Source organism: Streptomyces sp. NPDC086519 (assembly GCF_040686075.1).
GTDB lineage: Bacteria > Actinomycetota > Actinomycetes > Streptomycetales > Streptomycetaceae > Streptomyces > Streptomyces shenzhenensis.
Window position 1 is genome coordinate 136,286 of sequence record NZ_JBFBJL010000001.1, and the last position, 19,021, is coordinate 155,306.

Here is a 19,021-nt window from a genome sequence, read left to right on the forward strand (position 1 = left end):
CGACGGCCGACGCACAGCACGGCTGACCCACGACGGCCGACGCACGCCACGGCCGACTCACGCCACGGCTGACCGCAAGGGCTGCCCCGTCCGCCCCTGCCCTCCCGGCAAGCATCCGGGAGGGCAGCCGCCGGCCAGGTCACCCGATGTCCGGCGGGTCGATCCGCACCCGGACCGCCTCCCCGCCGCCACCCGCGCCGCCGCTCCCACTCCCCCGCGCCATCCGCGCGGCCTGAGCCGACTTCAGCGCGGCGGCGAGCGCCGCCCCACTCCCCGGCGGCACCCGTACCAGCGCCCGCTCCCAGTGCTCCCCCGGCGGCGGCGCCCCCGCCCGCCGAGGCGCCCCGGCCCGCACCACGGGGACCGGCACCGGCCCCAACACCTCCGCGTCCGGAGGAAGTTCGGCCGTACCGAGGAACTCGGCGAGCGCCTCCGCCGTCCCCGAGACCGCCGCCATCCGCGACACCGGCGGAAACCCGAGCTCCGCCCGCTCGGCCAGCTCCCGCACCGCGTGCCCGACGGGGTCCCACCGAACCAGCGCCTGCACGGGCCGCAGGGTGGGCTCCGCGACGACGACCACGGTCCCGCCGTCCGCCTGCGGCCGCACCAGCGCCCCGGCCGCGATCCACCGGCGCAGCGCGTCCTCACCGGCCCGCAGATCCGGCCGCCCGAGCATGGCCCACCCGTCCAGCAGCAGGGCCGCCGCGTACCCCCCCTCGGCAACCGGCTCCGCACCCGGTGTACTCACGACCAGCGCGGGCGTCCCCGGCACGGTGTCCAGCACCTGCTCACGACCCGAGGTCCGAACGGGTACGGCGGGAAACGCCCGCCCCAGCTCCTCGGCGGTCCGCCGGGCCCCGACCACCTGGGCGCGCAGCCGGAAGCCACCGCACTCGGGGCAGCGCCAGTCGCCCTCCTCGCGCCCGCACCACCCGCACCCCAGCGCCCCGGCGCCCCGCGCCTCCAGGGGACCGGCGCAGTGCCGGCAACGCGCCGGCGCCCGGCACTGGGCGCAGGCCATCCGGGGCACATACCCCCGCCGAGGCACCTGCACCAGCACGGGCCCGTGCCGGAGTCCGTCCCGGACCGCCTGCCAGGCGAGCGTCGGCAGCCGCGCGGCCCGCGCCGCCTCGTCCCGCGCCAGGTCTCCGTCTCCCACCGTCCGCACCAGGGGCGCGGCCCGCCGCACCTCTTCCCGACCCGCCGCCAACGGCCGTGCCCAGCCGTTCGCCACGAGCTGCGCGGCCTCCACCGTGCAGCTCCAACTCCCCAGCAGAAAACCGCACTTGTCCAGCGCGGCGCGCAACAGCAGCACGTCCCGCGCATGCGGCTGCGGCGCGTGCTGCTCGCTGTGGCTGTCGTCGCCGTCGTCCCAGATCGCGACGAGCCCGAGATCCCGCACGGGCGCGAACATGGCCGCCCGGGTCCCCACCACCGCCCGCACCGAACCGCGGCTGACGGCGAGCCACTGCGCGTACCGCTTCTCGGGCCCGGCGTCGGCCGTGAGCAGCGCATGCCGTCCTTCGCCCAGCACCTCGGTCAGCGCGGCATCGACCCGCGCGGCGGCCCGCCCGTCCGGTACGACGACGAGCGCGCCGCGTCCCGAGGCGAGCGTGGCGGCGACGGCCCGGGCGATCTCCTCGCTCCACCCGGGGCCGGGCAGGGCGTTCCACACCGCACGCGGCGCGCCGCCGGAGGCCAGCGCCTCGACGAAGGCGGCCCCGTGCTCGTACCGCGACCAGCTTCCGGCGCCCGGGACGGGCGGGGGCGGCAGCGGCTCGGGAGACGGCCGTTTCTCGGCCCGCGCGCTGCGCGGCGGCACGGCCAGCTGCAACACATCCGCGAGGCTCCCCGCGTACCGGTCGGCGACCGCCCGTGCGAGCCGCAGCAGCTCCTCGCTCAGCACCGGCTCGGGCGACACGACCTGGGCCAGCGCGGCCAGCGGCCCCGAGTAGTCGGACTCGGCGAGCCGCTCGATGAGGAACCCGTCGATGAGCCCCCCGCCCTCCCGGCGCCCGTCCCGCACCCGGTGCCGGCCGGCCCCGAACCGCACCCGCACCCGCACCCCCGGCTGCGCGTCGGCGTCCAGCTCGGCGGGGACCGCGTAGTCGAAATAGCGGTCGAGATGGAGCACGCCCTTGTCCACGAGCACCCGCGCGACCGGCAACCGCTCGGCCAGCGCGGCCCCCCGCCAGGTCCGCGGCTTGGCACGGGGCACCTTGGCCCCCCGCACGCTCTCCCGAATGAGCGCGAGCTGCTCCGGCGGCGCCCCTCCGGCGCCCCCGCCCCCCTGCCCGTTCTCGCTGCTCACCCTTGCATTCTTACCAAACGCCTCTGACAACCGGCGCCGCCCGAGTTCACTCCGGCACGGAACACCGCACGGCGTTCTTCTGCCTCGGCCACTCGGCCATACCGGTCCTGCACACCGGACGGCACCGATCATCCGCAGCCACCGCACCGGGAGGCCCCACGGCAGCGATCACCCCCTCCGGCGGCCGACCGATTCCCGCGGGCCCGGGACGCGACCAGGGCCCGGCTCCCCCGCGGGGAGACCGGGCCCTGGTCGAGGTGGCTTCGGGGTTACAGGCCCGCGGCCGTGCGCAGCGCGTCCACGCGGTCCGTGCGCTCCCAGGTGAAGTCGGGCAGCTCGCGGCCGAAGTGGCCGTACGCGGCGGTCTGGGCGTAGATCGGGCGGAGCAGGTCGAGGTCGCGGATGATGGCGGCCGGGCGCAGGTCGAAGACCTCGTCGATGGCCTTCTCGATCTTCTCGTGGTCGATCTTGGCGGTGCCGAAGGTCTCGACGAAGAGGCCGACGGGCTCGGCCTTGCCGATCGCGTAGGCGACCTGGACCTCGCAGCGGGCGGCCAGGCCGGCCGCGACGACGTTCTTGGCGACCCAGCGCATGGCGTAGGCGGCCGAGCGGTCGACCTTGGACGGGTCCTTGCCGGAGAAGGCACCGCCGCCGTGGCGGGCCATGCCGCCGTAGGTGTCGATGATGATCTTGCGGCCGGTCAGGCCGGCGTCGCCCATCGGGCCGCCGATCTCGAAACGGCCGGTCGGGTTGACCAGGAGGCGGTAGTTCTCGGTGTCCAGCTTGATGCCGTCGTCCAGGAGGGCCTTCAGCTCGGGCTCCACGACGAACTCGCGGATGTCGGGGGCGAGCAGCGACTCCAGGTCGATGTCGGAGGCGTGCTGGCTGGAGACCACGACCGTGTCGAGGCGGACGGCCTTGTCGCCGTCGTACTCGATGGTGACCTGCGTCTTGCCGTCGGGGCGCAGGTAGGGGATGGTGCCGTTCTTGCGGACCTCGGAGAGGCGCTTGGAGAGGCGGTGCGCCAGGAAGATCGGGAGCGGCATCAGCGTCGGCGTCTCGTCCGTCGCGTAGCCGAACATCAGGCCCTGGTCGCCGGCGCCCTGCTTGTCGAGCTCGTCGGATTCCCCACCCGCGGCGCCCTCGACCCGCTTCTCGTACGCCGTGTCCACGCCCTGGGCGATGTCCGGGGACTGCGCGCCGATCGACACCGAGACGCCGCAGGAGGCGCCGTCGAAGCCCTTCTTCGAGGAGTCGTAGCCGATCTCAAGGATCTTGTTGCGGACCAGCGTCGCGATGTCCGCGTACGTCTTGGTCGTGACCTCGCCGGCCACGTGCACCAGGCCGGTGGTGATCAGCGTCTCGACAGCGACCCGGGAGGTCGGGTCCTCACGCAGAAGCGCGTCGAGAATGGTGTCGCTGATCTGGTCAGCGATCTTGTCGGGGTGGCCCTCGGTCACGGACTCCGAGGTGAACAGGCGACGGGACACAACGCTCCCTGGGGTTGCAGCGGCTGCTGGCTGATCATTGGCGGACGACACGGTGGCTGCACCCGGGCATCGTCCGAGGACAGTTTATCGGTCGCACTCGGCCGCCGGCCCACGTGTCTCGACACTCGGGAGTGCTGTGACCTGCGGCACGGGCATTCTGCCCAATGGCCGGCGGCCTTGACCAGAGTCACCGCACCGGAATGTCGCACCCGGGAGAGTTGACATATGGCTGAAACGAGTCAACCCAAACGGGCTGTCACAAGATCCCACACGGTGTCGGCGAGAGCCTCCTTCGGCCCGTGCGGCACCGGTGTCTCGCTGCCGTCGGCGCCGAGCACCACGGCCTCGTTCTCCTCGGAGCCGAAGGTCTTGCGCTCTCCCACCTCGTTCACCACGAGCAGGTCGCAGCCCTTGCGGGCCAGCTTGGTCCGGCCGTTGGCGAGGACGTCGTCGGTCTCGGCGGCGAAGCCGACGATCACCTGTCCGGACCGCGCCCGGTCGGCCGAGATCTCCGCGAGGATGTCCGGATTTCGCACCAGGACGATCGGCTCCGGGTCCTGCCCGTCCTTCTTCTTGATCTTCCCGGCCGCGTAGACGGCGGGACGGAAGTCGGCGACGGCGGCGGCCATCACCACGGCGTCGGCGTCGGCGGCCGCCTTCAGCACCGCCTCGCGCAGCTGTACGGCCGTACCGACCGGGACGACGTCCACACCGGCCGGGTCCGGCAGGCCTGCGGTGTTCGCTGCGACCAGCGTCACCCGGGCGCCCCGGGCGGCGGCCGTGCGGGCGAGGGCGTAGCCCTGCTTGCCGGAGGAGCGGTTGCCCAGGAAGCGGACGGGGTCGAGGGGCTCGCGGGTGCCGCCGGCGGAGACGACGACATGGCGGCCGGCCAGGTCGGGCTCCCGCACTCCCCGGGCGAGGACGCGGCGGCAGGCCTCGAAGATCTCCGCGGGGTCGGGCAGCCGGCCCTTGCCGGTGTCGACGCCGGTGAGGCGGCCGACCGCCGGTTCGATCACGACGGCGCCGCGGCGGCGCAGCGTGGCCACGTTCTCCTGGGTGGCCGGGTGCTCCCACATCTCGGTGTGCATCGCGGGGGCGAAGACGACCGGGCAGCGGGCCGTGAGGAGGGTGTTGGTGAGCAGGTCGTCGGCGAGGCCGTGGGCCGCCTTGGCGAGCATGTCGGCAGTGGCGGGGGCGACGACGACCAGGTCGGCGTGCTGTCCGATCCGGACGTGCGGGACCTCTTCGACGTGGTCCCAGACCTCGGTGGAGACGGGGTTGCCGGAGAGGGCGGACCAGGTCGCGGCGCCGACGAAGTGCAGCGCGGAGGCGGTGGGGACCACCCGGACGTCATGGCCCGACTCCGTGAACCTTCTCAGCAGCTCACAGGCCTTGTACGCGGCGATGCCGCCGCTGACCCCCAGTACGACCTTCGGCTTGTCCACCGGGCCTCCACTCGTCGATTCCATGACGCCATCACACACCACAGGCCCGACAGTCGGCTGCCGGGCCTGTGGATAAGTCAACTGCAGTGCGAAAGTACTACTGCGCCGGGCCTTCGACGGCCTCGGAGGTCAGCAGACCCGCGTTGATCTCGCGCAGGGCGATGGAGAGCGGCTTCTCGTGGACATGGGTGTCGACGAGCGGACCGACGTACTCAAGGAGGCCCTCGCCGAGCTGCGAGTAGTACGCGTTGATCTGGCGGGCTCGCTTGGCCGCGTAGATCACCAGGCTGTACTTCGAGTCGGTGGCTTCGAGGAGCTCGTCGATCGGCGGGTTGATGATGCCCTCGGGCGTGGTGATGGAAGAGGACACGCTCTACCTTCCGATGGATGGGAAAGATTCAGTGTGCATGGTCATTGACGATCACACAACGTCCATCAAGGCTAGCAGCTCCCGCGCCACGTCCTCGACAGAGGTGTTGACCAGCGTCTCGTCGAACTCCGGCTCCGCCGCGAGTTCGATCTTGGCCGCGTCCAGTCGGCGCTCGATGACCTCGGGCGCCTCGGTGCCGCGTCCGGTGAGCCTGCGCACCAGTTCCTCCCAGGAGGGCGGGGCCAGGAACACCAGCCGGCCCTCCGGCATGGTCTCGCGGACCTGCCGGGCTCCCTGGAGGTCGATCTCCAGGAGGACCGGCACGCCGCCTTCGAGGTGCTCCAGCACCGCGGCGCGCGGGGTGCCGTAGCGGTTGCCGGCGAATTCGGCCCACTCCAGGAGCTCACCGTTGGCGATCAGCTTGTCCATCTCCTCGTCGGAGACGAAGAAGTAGTGCACTCCGTGCTTCTCGCCCGGGCGGGGCCTGCGGGTGGTCGCCGACACCGAGAGCCAGACCTCGGGGTGCTCCTTGCGCATATGGGCGACGACCGTGCTCTTGCCGACCCCGGAGGGGCCGGAGAGCACGGTCAGCCGCGGACGTGCGTCCGGGGGCTCGGGGGTCGTCCCCCGGAATGTTGCAGCCATGCAGCGATTATTCCAGCAATCGCGGGCTGCCCGGGACGGGTGTCCCGGGCAGCCCGGCGATCAGGAGCCGGTGCTGCCGAACTCGCGCTCCAGGGAGGCGATCTGGTTGGACCCGAGGCCACGCACGCGGCGGCTCTCGGAGATCCCGAGTCGCTCCATGATCTGCTTGGCGCGGACCTTGCCCACGCCCGGCAGGGACTCGAGCAGGGCGGAGACCTTCATCTTGCCGATGACGTCGTTTTCCTGGCCCTGCTTGATGACCTCGTGAAGAGAGGCGCCGGAGTGCTTGAGTCGATTCTTGACCTCGGCCCGCTCCCGGCGAGCCGCGGCGGCCTTTTCGAGCGCGGCTGCGCGCTGTTCAGGGGTAAGGGGCGGAAGAGCCACGCCTACGTCACCTCGGATGTCGAACTGTCGGATACGGACCGGTGAGGAACCTAGTCGCCCCACACCTGGGGAGCTACGAGCAACACGCTTGCCCGTTGACTCTGCTCGGAGACTAGCGGGCAAGTCCGCCGGAGTCAGCGAGAACAGCGGAAAAGTCCTGGTCAGCCTCCGTCAGGCCGGACATTTCAGACATACTGCCCCGGATTTGAGGATGTATTCACACTCGGGCCGCCGCCGAAGTGCTCCTCGCAGCAGCCGTCAAGGTCTCGTCGGAGCCCTCACCGACCTGCGACGACATCCCGGATCTCGCCCGCGAACCGCTCCGCGGCCGCCCGCAGGGCCGTCACATCCGGACCGTGACGCAAAACACCTCGGCTCACGTTTGGAACCACGTTGCGCACCGCGGACCCGAAGACCGTGGGGAGGTCGGCCGCCGTCGCCCCCTGCGCGCCCACGCCCGGCGCGAGGAGCGGGCCGTTGATGGCGAGGTCGTACGACGACAGGTCGCCGACCGTGGCGCCGACGACGGCGCCGAAGGAACCCAGCGGCTCCTCCCCCGCGTTCTCCGCGGCCAGGTGGGCCAGCATGGTGGCGCCGACCGTACGGCCGTCGGCGCGCACCGCGTGCTGCACCTCGGGGCCCTCCGGGTTGGAGGTCAGCGCCAGCACGAACAGGCCGGCCCCGCTCTCCCGGGCCAGCGCGACGGCCGGGCTGAGCGAGCCGTAGCCCAGGTACGGGGAGACGGTCAGGGCGTCCGAGAACAGCGGGGCGTCCTTGTGCAGATAGGCCTCCGCGTACCCGGCCATGGTCGAGCCGATGTCACCGCGCTTGGCGTCCATCACGACCAGCGTCCCGGCCGCCCGCGCCTCCCGCACCACCCGCTCGAGGACGGCGACCCCGCGCGAGCCGAACCGCTCGAAGAACGCGCTCTGCGGCTTCATCACGGCGACCCGGTCGGCCACCGCCTCGACAACGCCACGGCTGAACCGCTCCAGGCCCGCCACGTCGTCGTTCAGACCCCACTCGGAGAGCAGCGAGGCGTGCGGGTCGATACCGACGCACAGCGGGCCGCGCTCGTCCATCGCGCGGCGCAGCCGCGCGCCGAAGGGCTCCAAGGGGCTCATGCGCTGGCTCATACGGGCTTCCTCACATCGGCGCCGACCGCGTCGGCGAGGGTGGAGTACGGGCTGGTGCGCAGGCGCGCCGCGAGGCCCTTGTGGACGGCGCGGCCCCAGAAGGGCCCCTCGTAGACGAAGGCGCTGTAGCCCTGGACCAGCGTGGCACCGGCCAGGATGCGCTGCCAGGCGTCCTCGGCGTTCTCGACGCCCCCGACGCCCACCAGGGTGATCCGGTCGCCCACGCGCGCGTACAGCCGCCGCAGCACCTCGAGGGAGCGCGCCTTGAGCGGCGCCCCGGACAGCCCGCCGGCCTCCTTCACCAGCGCGGGGTCCGACCGCAGCCCGAGCCCGTCGCGCGCGATGGTGGTGTTGGTCGCGATGATCCCGTCGAGACCGAGTTCGACGGCCAGATCCGCGACGGCGTCCACGTCCTCGTCGGCGAGGTCCGGCGCGATCTTCACCAGCAGCGGCACCCGGCGGTTCGCCGCCACGCGGTCGGCGGCCTCGCGCACGGCGGTCAGGAGCGGGCGCAGCTGGTCGACGGCCTGGAGACTGCGCAGCCCCGGGGTGTTCGGGGACGACACGTTGACGACCAGGTAGTCGGCGTACGGGGCGAGCCGCTCCGCGGACTTCACGTAGTCGGCGACGGCCTCGGCCTCCGGTACGGCCTTGGTCTTGCCGATGTTGACGCCCACGACCGTCCGGAACACGGGCTCACGGGTCGCGAGCCGGGCGGCGACGGTGAGCGAGCCGTCGTTGTTGAAACCCATGCGGTTGATCAGCGCACGGTCGGCGACCAGCCGGAACAGCCGCTTCTTGGGGTTGCCGGGCTGTGCCTCCCCGGTCACGGTCCCGATCTCGACGTGATCGAACCCGAGCATCGACATCCCGTCGATCGCCACCGCGTTCTTGTCGAACCCGGCGGCGAGCCCGAAGGGCCCGTGCATCCGCAGCCCGAAGGCCTCGGTGCGCAGTTCCCTGTAGCGGGGGGCGAGCGCGGCGGCGACGAACGTGCGCAGCACGGGAATCCGGGCGGCGAGCCGGATCCAGCGGAAGGCGAGGTGGTGGGCCCGCTCCGGATCCATCCGCTTGAAAACGAGGTTGAAGAAGATCTTGTACATCGTGTCCTCATGAAGAGGGGGACACCGTTTTCCGGTGCCCCCTCATAGACGGCTGGGCAACGCGCCTCGTCAGGGGCGCGGGGCAGTTGTCAAGGTGCGGCTCCGCCGCGTGGGCGCGACCAGCCACGGCCGGCCCGCGGCCGAAGTACGGCCTGTCAGTCCCGCAAGGCCGTCAACCGCTCCGCATGCTCCTGGAGCGACCGCACCCCCACGTCCCCGTGGTTCAGCGCGTCGATCCCCTGCACGGCCGCCGCCAGCGCCTGCACGGTCGTCAGACACGGCACCGACCGCGCCACCGCGGCCGTCCGGATCTCGTACCCGTCCAGACGACCCCCGGTCCCGTACGGCGTGTTGACGATGAGGTCCACCTCGCCGTCGTGGACGAGCTGCACGATCGTCTTCTCGCCGTTGGGGCCGGTCCCCTCCGACTGCTTGCGCACCACGGTCGCGTTGATGCCGTTGCGCTTGAGCACCTCGGCCGTGCCGGAGGTGGCCAGCAGCTCGAAGCCGTGGGCGACCAGCTCGCGCGCCGGGAAGATCATCGAGCGCTTGTCGCGGTTGGCGACGGAGATGAACGCGCGTCCCTTGGTGGGCAGCGGCCCGTACGCCCCGGCCTGCGACTTGGCGTACGCCGTGCCGAAGACGGAGTCGATGCCCATGACCTCGCCGGTGGAGCGCATCTCCGGGCCGAGGACCGTGTCCACGCCGCGGCCCTGGATGTCACGGAACCGCGACCACGGCATGACCGCTTCCTTGACGGAGATCGGCGCGTCGAACGGCAGCTCGCCGCCGTCGCCGTGGGCCGGCAGCAGCCCTTCGGCGCGCAGTTCGGCGACGGTCGCGCCCAACGAGATCCGGGCGGCGGCCTTGGCCAGCGGCACCGCGGTCGCCTTCGAGGTGAAGGGAACCGTGCGGGACGCGCGCGGGTTGGCCTCGAGGACGTACAGGATGTCCCCGGCCATCGCGAACTGGATGTTGATCAGACCGCGTACGCCGACCCCGCGCGCGATGGCCTCGGTGGAGGCGCGCAGCCGCTTGATGTCGAAGCCGCCGAGCGTGATCGGGGGCAGGGCGCACGCCGAGTCGCCGGAGTGGATGCCGGCCTCCTCGATGTGCTCCATGACGCCGCCGAGGTACAGCTCCTCGCCGTCGTAGAGGGCGTCGACGTCGATCTCGATGGCGTCGTCCAGGAACCGGTCGACCAGGACCGGCCGGGAGGGGCTGATCTCGGTGGACTCGGCGATGTAGGTGGCGAGGCGGGTCTCGTCGTAGACGATCTCCATGCCGCGGCCGCCGAGGACGTACGAGGGCCGCACGAGCACCGGGTAGCCGATCTCGTCGGCGATGGCCTTGGCCTCGGCGAAGGTGGTCGCCGTGCCGTGCTTGGGGGCCGGCAGGCCCGCCTCGGCCAGCACGCGCCCGAAGGCGCCCCGGTCCTCGGCCGCGTGGATGGCCTCCGGGGAGGTGCCGACGATCGGCACGCCGTTGTCCTTCAGCGCCTGCGACAGGCCCAGCGGGGTCTGGCCGCCCAGCTGGACCACCACACCGGCGACCGGACCCGCCTGCCGCTCGGCGTGCACGATCTCCAGCACGTCCTCCAGCGTCAGCGGCTCGAAGTAGAGCCGGTCGGAGGTGTCGTAGTCGGTGGAGACGGTCTCCGGGTTGCAGTTGACCATCACCGTCTCGTAGCCCGCGTCGCTCAGCGCGAAGGACGCGTGCACGCACGAGTAGTCGAACTCGATGCCCTGGCCGATGCGGTTGGGACCGGAGCCCAGGATGATGACGGCCGGCTTCTCGCGCGGCGCGACCTCGGTCTCCTCGTCGTAGGAGGAGTAGAAGTACGGCGTCCTGGCGGCGAACTCGGCGGCGCAGGTGTCGACCGTCTTGTAGACCGGGCGCACGCCCAGCGCGTGCCGGACCTCGCGCACCACGTCCTCGCGCAGCCCGCGGATCTCGCCGATCTGCTGGTCGGAGAAACCGTGCCGCTTGGCGTCGGCGAGCAGGCCGGCAGTCAGCTCCGGCGCCTCGGCCAGCTCGTCGGCGATCTCCTTGATCAGGAAGAGCTGGTCCACGAACCACGGGTCGATCTTCGTGAACTCGAAGACCTCCTCGGGGGTGGCGCCCGCGCGGATGGCCTGCATGACGGTGTTGATCCGGCCGTCGGTGGGCCGTACCGCCTCGTGCAGCAGCGCCTGCTTGTCGCCGGGCTCGCCGACGAAGGTGAACTGGCTGCCCTTCTTCTCCAGCGAGCGCAGCGCCTTCTGGAAGGCCTCGGGGAAGTTGCGGCCGATGGCCATCGCCTCGCCGACCGACTTCATGGTGGTGGTCAGCGTGGAGTCGGCCTGCGGGAACTTCTCGAACGCGAAACGCGGAGCCTTGACGACCACGTAGTCGAGCGTGGGCTCGAAGGAGGCCGGGGTCTCCTGCGTGATGTCGTTGGGGATTTCGTCGAGGGTGTAGCCGACGGCCAGCTTCGCCGCGATCTTCGCGATCGGGAAGCCGGTCGCCTTGGAGGCGAGCGCCGAGGACCGCGACACGCGCGGGTTCATCTCGATGACGATGACCCGGCCGTCCTCGGGGTTGACCGCGAACTGGATGTTGCAGCCGCCGGTGTCCACGCCCACCTCGCGGATGACGGCGATGCCGATGTCGCGCAGGATCTGGTACTCGCGGTCGGTCAGCGTCATCGCGGGCGCGACGGTGATCGAGTCGCCGGTGTGCACGCCCATGGGGTCGAAGTTCTCGATGGAGCAGACGACCACGACGTTGTCGTGCTTGTCGCGCATCAGCTCCAGCTCGTACTCCTTCCAGCCGAGGATGGACTCCTCCAGGAGCACCTCGGTGGTCGGGGAGAGGGTCAGGCCCTGGCCGGCGATGCGGCGCAGCTCCGCCTCGTCGTGGGCGAAACCGGAGCCGGCGCCGCCCATGGTGAAGGAGGGGCGGACGACGACCGGGTAGCCGCCGAGCTCCTCCACACCGGCGAGGACCTCGTCCATGGAGTGGCAGATGACCGAGCGGGCGGACTCGCCGTACCCGATCTTCTTGCGGACCTCTTCCACGACCCCCTTGAAGAGGTCGCGGTCCTCGCCCTTGTTGATGGCTTCGACGTTGGCGCCGATCAGCTCGACGCCGTACTTGGCCAGGACACCGTTCTCGTCGAGCGAGATCGCGGTGTTCAGGGCCGTCTGGCCGCCCAGGGTGGGCAGCAGGGCGTCGGGGCGCTCCTTGGCGATGATCTTCTCGACGAACTCCGGGGTGATCGGCTCGACGTAGGTCGCGTCGGCGATCTCCGGGTCGGTCATGATCGTCGCCGGGTTGGAGTTGACCAGGACGACCCTGAGGCCCTCGGCGCGCAGCACGCGGCAGGCCTGGGTGCCGGAGTAGTCGAACTCGGCGGCCTGGCCGATGACGATCGGGCCGGAGCCGATGACCAGGACGGACTGGATATCGGTGCGCTTAGGCACGCTGGCCCTCCATCAGGGAAACGAAGCGGTCGAACAGGTAGGCGGCGTCGTGCGGGCCGGCTGCCGCTTCGGGGTGGTACTGGACGGAGAAGGCCGGCTGGTCGAGCAGGTGCAGCCCCTCCACGACGTCGTCGTTCAGGCAGACGTGCGAGACCTCGGCGCGGCCGAACCTCGTCTCGCTGACCTTGTCGAGCGGCGCGTCCACGGCGAAGCCGTGGTTGTGGGCGGTGACCTCGACCTTGCCGGTCGTACGGTCCTGCACCGGCTGGTTGATGCCCCGGTGGCCGTACTTCAGCTTGTAGGTGCCGAAGCCGAGCGCGCGGCCGAGGATCTGGTTGCCGAAGCAGATGCCGAAGAGCGGGGTCTTCCGCTCCAGGACGGCGCTCATCAGGGCCACCGGGCCGTCGGCCGTGGCCGGGTCGCCGGGGCCGTTGGAGAAGAACACACCGTCCGGGGAGACGGCGTACACGTCGTCCTCGGTGGCGGTCGCGGGCAGCACGTGCACCTCGATGCCGCGCTCGGCCATCCGCTGCGGGGTCATGCCCTTGATGCCGAGGTCGACGGCGGCGACGGTGAACCGCTTCACGCCGACCGCGGGGACGACGTAGGCCTCCTTGGTGGCGACCTCCTCGTACAGCGAGGCGCCCTTCATGTGCGGCTGGGCCTGCACGCGCGCGAGGAGCTCGGGGTCGGAGGCGATCGCCTCGCCCGAGAAGACGCCTGCGCGCATGGAGCCGCGCTCGCGCAGGTGGCGGGTGAGGGCGCGGGTGTCGATCCCGGAGATGCCGACCACGCCCTGCGCGACCAGTTCCTCGTCCAGCGAACGCTTGGCGCGCCAGTTGGAGGGCACGCGCGCGGGGTCGCGCACCACGTAGCCGGAGACCCAGATGCGGCTGGACTCGTCGTCCTCGTCGTTCCACCCCGTGTTGCCGATCTGCGGGGCGGTGGCGACCACGATCTGGCGGTCGTAGGACGGGTCGGTGAGGGTCTCCTGGTAGCCGGTCATGCCGGTGGAGAACACGGCCTCGCCGAAGGTCTCCCCCACGGCCCCGTAGGCGCGGCCGCGGAAGACCCGGCCGTCCTCCAGGACGAGTACCGCGGGAACCTTGCCGGCTCCCCTTGTGGAGGTCGTCATCGTTCGGCGCCTTCCGTGCTGGGTGTCTTGATCATGGAGTTGATGGCGTCGACCCACTCGGTGTGCTCGGCCGCGTGGTCCGAGCGGAAACCGGAGTCGATCAGTTTGCCGCCGTGCGCCCAGGTCACCACGAGGAGTCCGCCCTCGGTGAGGACCTTGCCCGCGATGCCCTTGCCGAGCAGGGCCTCGCGGAGCGCGTCGGCGGGGATGAAGAAGTCGGTCGCGCCGGGGCGTACGACCTGCAGTCCCGCGTCGGTCAGCGTGAGCTCGGCCCGGCTGCGGGAGCCGAGGCCGCGGGCCACGATGCGGTCCAGCCACTGCCCGGCGGTGGTGGAGCCGTGGTAGCGGCCGCTCATCGTCAGTCTCACGGCACCGGGGTCGTCCGGCGCGCTGGGCAGCTCCGGGAGGTCGCCCTGGAGGGTGCCGCGCCACTTCCAGCCCTCGCGCATCAGCCAGTAGACGAGCGCGACGAAGAGGGCGAGGCCCACGAGCCAGCCGATGCGGGCGGACCAGTCGGTGACCGCGGCCGACTTCTTCTCGTCGGCCAGCAGGATCAGAGGTGTCACGTCAGCTTCCCGTCCACGAGCGTCGCCTTGCCCCGCAGCCACGTGTGGGTGACACGGCCCGGCAGCTCGCGTCCCTCGTACGGGGTGTTGCGGCTGCGCGAGGCGAAGCCCGCGGGGTCCACCAGGCCACGGTATTCCGTGTCGACGAGGGTGAGGTTGGCGGGCTCACCAGCCGAGACGGGACGGCCGTGACCGGCGGCCTGTCCGATCCGCGCGGGCTTGAAGGACATGCGGTCGGCGACGCCGGCCCAGGTCAGCAGGCCCGTGTCCACCATGGTCTCCTGGACCACCGACAACGCGGTCTCCAGGCCCACCATCCCCATCGCGGCGGCGGCCCACTCGCAGTCCTTGTCCTCGTGCGGGTGCGGGGCGTGGTCGGTGGCGACGATGTCGATCGTGCCGTCCGCGAGGGCCTCGCGCAGGGCGAGGACGTCCCGCTCGGTGCGCAGCGGCGGGTTGACCTTGTAGACCGGGTTGTACGACCGCACCAGTTCGTCGGTGAGGAGCAGGTGGTGCGGGGTGACCTCGGCGGTGACGTCGATGCCCCGGGACTTGGCCCAGCGGACGATCTCGACGGAGCCGGCGGTGGAGAGGTGGCAGATGTGGACCCGGGAGCCGACGTGCTCGGCGAGCAGGACGTCCCGGGCGATGATCGATTCCTCGGCCACCGCGGGCCAGCCCCCGAGCCCCAGCTCGGCGGAGACCACGCCCTCGTTCATCTGGGCGCCCTCGGTCAGCCGGGGCTCCTGCGCGTGCTGGGCGACGACCCCGCCGAAGGCCTTCACGTACTCCAGGGCACGGCGCATGATCACGGCGTCGTCCACGCACTTGCCGTCGTCGGAGAAGACGGTGACCCCGGCGGCCGACTCGTGCATCGCGCCCAGCTCGGCGAGCTTCTTGCCCTCCAGGCCGACGGTGACGGCGCCGATCGGCTGGACGTCGCAGTAGCCGTGCTCCTGGCCGAGCCGGTAGACCTGCTCGACGACGCCGGCGGTGTCGGCGACCGGGAAGGTGTTGGCCATGGCGAACACGGCCGTGTAGCCGCCGCCGGCCGCCGCGCGGGTGCCGGTGAGGACCGTCTCGGAGTCCTCGCGGCCGGGTTCGCGCAGGTGGGTGTGCAGGTCGACCAGGCCCGGCAGCAGCACCTTGCCGGCGGCCTCGACGACGTCCGCGCCCTCCGCGGACAGCCCGGAGCCGACCGCCTCGATCGTCTCGCCGTCGATCAGGACGTCCTGCGGCTCACCGCCGAGCACCTTCGCACCACGGATAAGGATCTTGCTCATGGGTCTTACTTCTCCTCGGTGGTGCGGGCGTGGCTGACGGCGGGTTCGTTGCCGCCGAGCAGGAGGTACAGAACGGCCATCCGGATGGAGACTCCGTTCGCCACCTGCTCGACTACGGTGCAGCGCTCGGAGTCGGCGACCTCGGCGGTGATCTCCATGCCGCGGACCATCGGGCCGGGGTGCATCACGATGGCGTGCTCGGGCGTCTTCGCCATGCGCTCGCCGTCGAGGCCGTAGCGGCGCGAGTACTCGCGCTCGGTCGGGAAGAACGCGGCGTTCATGCGCTCGCGCTGGACGCGGAGCATCATCACGGCGTCGGACTTGGGGAGGACCGCGTCGAGGTCGTACGACACCTCGCAGGGCCAGTTCTCGACGCCGACCGGCACCAGGGTGGGCGGGGCGACCAGGGTGACCTCGGCGCCGAGGGTGTGCAGCAGGTCGACGTTGGAGCGGGCGACGCGGCTGTGCAGGACGTCGCCGACGATGGTGATGCGCTTGCCGGCCAGGTCCTGCCCTATCCCGGCGTCCCGGCCGACCAGGCGGCGGCGCATGGTGAAGGCGTCCAGGAGGGCCTGGGTGGGGTGCTGGTGGGTGCCGTCGCCGGCGTTGATGACGGCCGCGTCGATCCAGCCGGAGTTGGCGAGCCGGTAGGGCGCTCCGGAGGCGCCGTGCCGGATGACGACGGCGTCGACGCCCATCGCCTCCAGGGTCTGGGCGGTGTCCTTCAGGGACTCGCCCTTGGAGACGCTGGACCCCTTGGCGGTGAAGTTGATGACGTCGGCGGAGAGGCGCTTCTCGGCGGCCTCGAAGGAGATCCGGGTCCGGGTCGAGTCCTCGAAGAAGAGGTTGACGACGGTGCGGCCGCGCAGGGTCGGCAGCTTCTTGATCGGCCGGTCGGCGACCCGGGCCATCTCCTCGGCGGTGTCGAGGATCAGGACGGCGTCGTCGCGGGTGAGGTCGGCGGCCGAGATGAGATGACGCTGCATCTGTCAGGCTCCGTAAGGCAGTTCACATATGGGGAGATTGCGGGCAGGCGTGGGCGCACCGCGGCGGCGCGGCCCCTCGGCCGGCTAGGAGGTCTGCTTCGCGCCGAGCAGCACGGTGTCGCGACCGTCCTCCTCGGCGAGCAGGACCTTGACCGTCTCCCGCAGCGACGTGGGGAGGTTCTTGCCGACGTAGTCGGCGCGGATGGGCAGTTCGCGGTGGCCGCGGTCGACGAGGACCGCGAGCTGGACCGCGCGGGGGCGCCCGATGTCGTTCAGGGCGTCGAGGGCGGCGCGGATGGTGCGGCCGGAGAAGAGCACGTCGTCGACGAGGATCACCAGTCTGCCGTCGATGCCGTCACCGGGGATCTCGGTGCGGGCCAGCGCACGCGGCGGGTGCATGCGCAGGTCGTCGCGGTACATGGTGATGTCGAGCGAACCGACGGGCATCTTGCGGTCGGTGATCTGCTCCAGCTTGGCCGCGAGCCGCTGGGCGAGGAAGACGCCCCGGGTCGGGATCCCGAGGAGGACCACGTCGTCGGCGCCCTTGGCGCGCTCGACGATCTCGTGGGCGATGCGGGTCAGCACCCGCACGATGTCGGGGCCTTCGAGAACGGGCCGCGCATCGGAAGCCTGCGCCGCGGCGTCGGGCTGTTCCCGCTGATCGAACTTTTCCTGCTTGTCCATACGAAACGGACCCCCTTCTCCGCCTCACGGGACGGACTTTAAAGGACGTCGGATTTGCGCCATCCACGGTAGCAGGTGACCGAGAGGCCCTATTCACCCCCCTGGAGTAATCGGTCATCGCCGGTACGGAAGAGTCGGTGCGGACCATTCGGCTTGACGCAGCAGTGTAACGCTGCGTAACCTCACAGTGAGTTACCAGCCGCGCGGCGGGAACCAAGGCCGGCCGCGTCGACACAGTGTCCGGGGAGCCATATGTCCAGCGAATACGCCAAACAGCTCGGGGCCAAGCTCCGGGCCATCCGCACCCAGCAGGGCCTTTCCCTCCACGGTGTCGAGGAGAAGTCACAGGGCCGCTGGAAGGCCGTGGTGGTCGGTTCGTACGAGCGCGGCGACCGTGCCGTGACCGTGCAGCGCCTTGCAGAGTTGGCGGATTTCTACGGGGTCCCGGTGCAGGAGCTGCTGCCTGGCACCACCCCCGGCGGTGCCGCCGAGCCGCCGCCGAAGCTGGTCCTCGACCTGGAGCGGCTGGCCACCGTGCCGGCCGAGAAGGCGGGCCCGCTGCAGCGCTACGCGGCGACGATCCAGTCCCAGCGCGGTGACTACAACGGCAAGGTGCTGTCGATCCGCCAGGACGACCTGCGCACACTGGCCGTCATCTACGACCAGTCCCCCTCGGTCCTCACCGAGCAGCTGATCAGCTGGGGCGTCCTGGACGCCGACGCCCGCCGCGCGGTGGCCACCCACGAAGAGGCCTGACCCGCACACCGACTGAGCAGAAACGTGCCGCCGGGGTGGCTGGAACTTGACGGTTCCGGCCACCCCGGCGGCTTTTCAGCGCTCCGCAGGGGCGCGGGGCTGTATTGATGTGCGGCTCCGCCGCGTGGGCGCGACAAGCCCTGCGCGGCCCGCGACCGCGCCGCCCCGCACCACCTGCCCCCCTTGGGCACACGAACGCCGGAGGGCCCGCAGCAAGGCACGCTGCAAGCCCTCCGGCGTTCGTGTCGTCGTCGCCTCACACCTCGCGGCGCAGCGACGGCTTCAGCTCCTTCAGACGCCCCAGAAGCCCGTTCACGAACGCGGGCGACTCGTCCGTCGAGAACTCCTTGGCGAGTTGCACCATCTCGTCGAGGACGACGGCGTCCGGCGTCTCGTCCACCCAGATCAGCTCGTAGGCGCCGAGGCGCAGAAGGTTCCGGTCGACGACCGGCATCCGGTCCAGCGTCCAGCCGACCGCGTACTGGGCGATCAGCTCGTCGATACGCTTGGTGTGCCCGGCGTACCCCTCGACCAGCTGCATGGTGTACTCGCTCACCGGGGGCTGCCGGGTGTCGTCCCTGGACAGCCGGATCCAGTCCGCGAGGACGGTCAGGACATCGGCCCCGCGCTGGTCGCCCTCGAAGAGGATCTGGAAGGCGCGCTTGCGGGCCGTGTTGCGGGCAGCCACGGTTAGCTGTTCACCCGGCCGAGGTAGTCGCTCGTGCGGGTGTCGACCTTGATCTTCTCACCGGTGGTGATGAAGAGCGGGACCTGGATCTGGTGGCCGGTCTCCAGGGTGGCCGGCTTGGTGCCGCCGGTGGAGCGGTCGCCCTGGACGCCCGGCTCGGTCTCCTGGATGGTCAGCTCGACGGCGGCCGGGAGCTCGACGAAGAGCACCTCGCCCTCATGCTGGGCGACGACGGCCGTGAAGCCCTCGATCAGGAAGTTCGCGGCGTCGCCGACGGTCTTCCGGTCGATGTGCAGCTGGTCGTACGTGTCCATGTCCATGAACACGAAGTACTCGCCGTCCATGTACGAGAACTGCATGTCGCGCTTGTCGACAGTGGCCGTCTCGACCTTGACGCCGGCGTTGAAGGTCTTGTCGACGACCTTGCCGGACAGCACGTTCTTGAGCTTGGTGCGCACGAAAGCGGGGCCCTTGCCGGGCTTGACGTGCTGGAACTCGACGACGGACCAGAGCTGGCCGCCTTCGAGCTTGAGCACCAGGCCGTTCTTGAGGTCGTTCGTGGAAGCCACGGTTGC

Annotated in this window: 17 protein-coding genes; 1 reads left to right on the forward strand and 16 read right to left on the reverse strand. The window is 71.1% G+C overall.

The features are described from left to right. Positions 1-139: 139 nt before the first annotated feature. The 14 genes from AB0P24_RS00605 to pyrR all read right to left on the reverse strand — a co-directional run bounded on the left by AB0P24_RS00605 (position 140) and on the right by pyrR (position 17,002). The gene (locus AB0P24_RS00605) at positions 140-2,311 is read right to left on the reverse strand and encodes a primosomal protein N' (RefSeq protein WP_365789570.1); all 2,172 of its coding nucleotides are present in this window, start codon (positions 2,309-2,311) and stop codon (positions 140-142) included. A gap of 269 nt (positions 2,312-2,580) precedes the next feature. Next, positions 2,581-3,801: a methionine adenosyltransferase gene (gene metK / locus AB0P24_RS00610; RefSeq protein WP_365789571.1), complete on the reverse strand. Its 1,221-nt coding sequence runs from the start codon at positions 3,799-3,801 to the stop codon at positions 2,581-2,583. Positions 3,802-4,040: 239 nt separating this feature from the next. Further along, a complete protein-coding gene (coaBC, locus tag AB0P24_RS00615) occupies positions 4,041-5,246 on the reverse strand; it encodes a bifunctional phosphopantothenoylcysteine decarboxylase/phosphopantothenate--cysteine ligase CoaBC (protein WP_365790142.1) in 1,206 nt (401 codons plus the stop codon). Between the two features lie 97 nt (positions 5,247-5,343). Then, a complete protein-coding gene (gene rpoZ, locus AB0P24_RS00620; protein ID WP_030610454.1) occupies positions 5,344-5,616 on the reverse strand; it encodes a DNA-directed RNA polymerase subunit omega in 273 nt (90 codons plus the stop codon). Between the two features lie 51 nt (positions 5,617-5,667). Further along, a complete protein-coding gene (gmk, locus tag AB0P24_RS00625; RefSeq protein WP_365789573.1) occupies positions 5,668-6,261 on the reverse strand; it encodes a guanylate kinase in 594 nt (197 codons plus the stop codon). Between the two features lie 60 nt (positions 6,262-6,321). Then, positions 6,322-6,645: an integration host factor gene (locus tag AB0P24_RS00630; RefSeq protein ID WP_003977346.1), complete on the reverse strand. Its 324-nt coding sequence runs from the start codon at positions 6,643-6,645 to the stop codon at positions 6,322-6,324. Positions 6,646-6,923: 278 nt separating this feature from the next. Next, complete coding sequence (gene pyrF, locus AB0P24_RS00635) at positions 6,924-7,769, reverse strand: orotidine-5'-phosphate decarboxylase (RefSeq protein ID WP_365790144.1); 846 nt, start codon at positions 7,767-7,769, stop codon at positions 6,924-6,926. An 8-nt stretch (positions 7,770-7,777) separates the two neighbouring features. Continuing rightward, a complete protein-coding gene (locus AB0P24_RS00640) occupies positions 7,778-8,884 on the reverse strand; it encodes a quinone-dependent dihydroorotate dehydrogenase (RefSeq protein ID WP_365789575.1) in 1,107 nt (368 codons plus the stop codon). Positions 8,885-9,039: 155 nt separating this feature from the next. Next, positions 9,040-12,348, reverse strand: coding sequence for a carbamoyl-phosphate synthase large subunit (carB, locus tag AB0P24_RS00645; RefSeq protein WP_365789577.1), 3,309 nt, complete (start codon positions 12,346-12,348; stop codon positions 9,040-9,042). Continuing rightward, a complete protein-coding gene (gene carA / locus AB0P24_RS00650; RefSeq protein ID WP_365789579.1) occupies positions 12,341-13,483 on the reverse strand; it encodes a glutamine-hydrolyzing carbamoyl-phosphate synthase small subunit in 1,143 nt (380 codons plus the stop codon). The genes carB and carA overlap by 8 nt, the downstream gene beginning before the upstream one ends. After that, complete coding sequence (locus tag AB0P24_RS00655) at positions 13,480-14,049, reverse strand: hypothetical protein (RefSeq protein WP_365789581.1); 570 nt, start codon at positions 14,047-14,049, stop codon at positions 13,480-13,482. The genes carA and AB0P24_RS00655 overlap by 4 nt, the downstream gene beginning before the upstream one ends. Continuing rightward, positions 14,046-15,332: a dihydroorotase gene (locus AB0P24_RS00660; RefSeq protein ID WP_365789582.1), complete on the reverse strand. Its 1,287-nt coding sequence runs from the start codon at positions 15,330-15,332 to the stop codon at positions 14,046-14,048. Before AB0P24_RS00660 ends, AB0P24_RS00655 begins: the two co-directional genes overlap by 4 nt. 5 nt (positions 15,333-15,337) lie before the next feature. Next, positions 15,338-16,318 (reverse strand): aspartate carbamoyltransferase catalytic subunit, encoded by a 981-nt coding sequence (locus tag AB0P24_RS00665; RefSeq protein ID WP_365789584.1) that lies wholly within the window; start codon positions 16,316-16,318, stop codon positions 15,338-15,340. Between the two features lie 84 nt (positions 16,319-16,402). Next, on the reverse strand, positions 16,403-17,002 hold the full coding sequence (gene pyrR, locus AB0P24_RS00670; protein ID WP_365789586.1) for a bifunctional pyr operon transcriptional regulator/uracil phosphoribosyltransferase PyrR: 600 nt from the start codon (positions 17,000-17,002) through the stop codon (positions 16,403-16,405). A 252-nt stretch (positions 17,003-17,254) separates the two neighbouring features. Between pyrR and bldD the strand changes: the two genes are divergently transcribed. Then, positions 17,255-17,758, forward strand: coding sequence for a transcriptional regulator BldD (bldD, locus tag AB0P24_RS00675; protein ID WP_014671524.1), 504 nt, complete (start codon positions 17,255-17,257; stop codon positions 17,756-17,758). A gap of 256 nt (positions 17,759-18,014) precedes the next feature. Here the strand turns inward: bldD and nusB are convergent, their stop codons facing one another. Next, entirely contained in the window at positions 18,015-18,446 is a 432-nt protein-coding gene (nusB, locus tag AB0P24_RS00680; RefSeq protein WP_365789588.1) for a transcription antitermination factor NusB, read from the reverse strand. A 2-nt stretch (positions 18,447-18,448) separates the two neighbouring features. Then, positions 18,449-19,015 (reverse strand): elongation factor P, encoded by a 567-nt coding sequence (gene efp, locus AB0P24_RS00685; protein WP_046726575.1) that lies wholly within the window; start codon positions 19,013-19,015, stop codon positions 18,449-18,451. Positions 19,016-19,021: the final 6 nt, after the last annotated feature.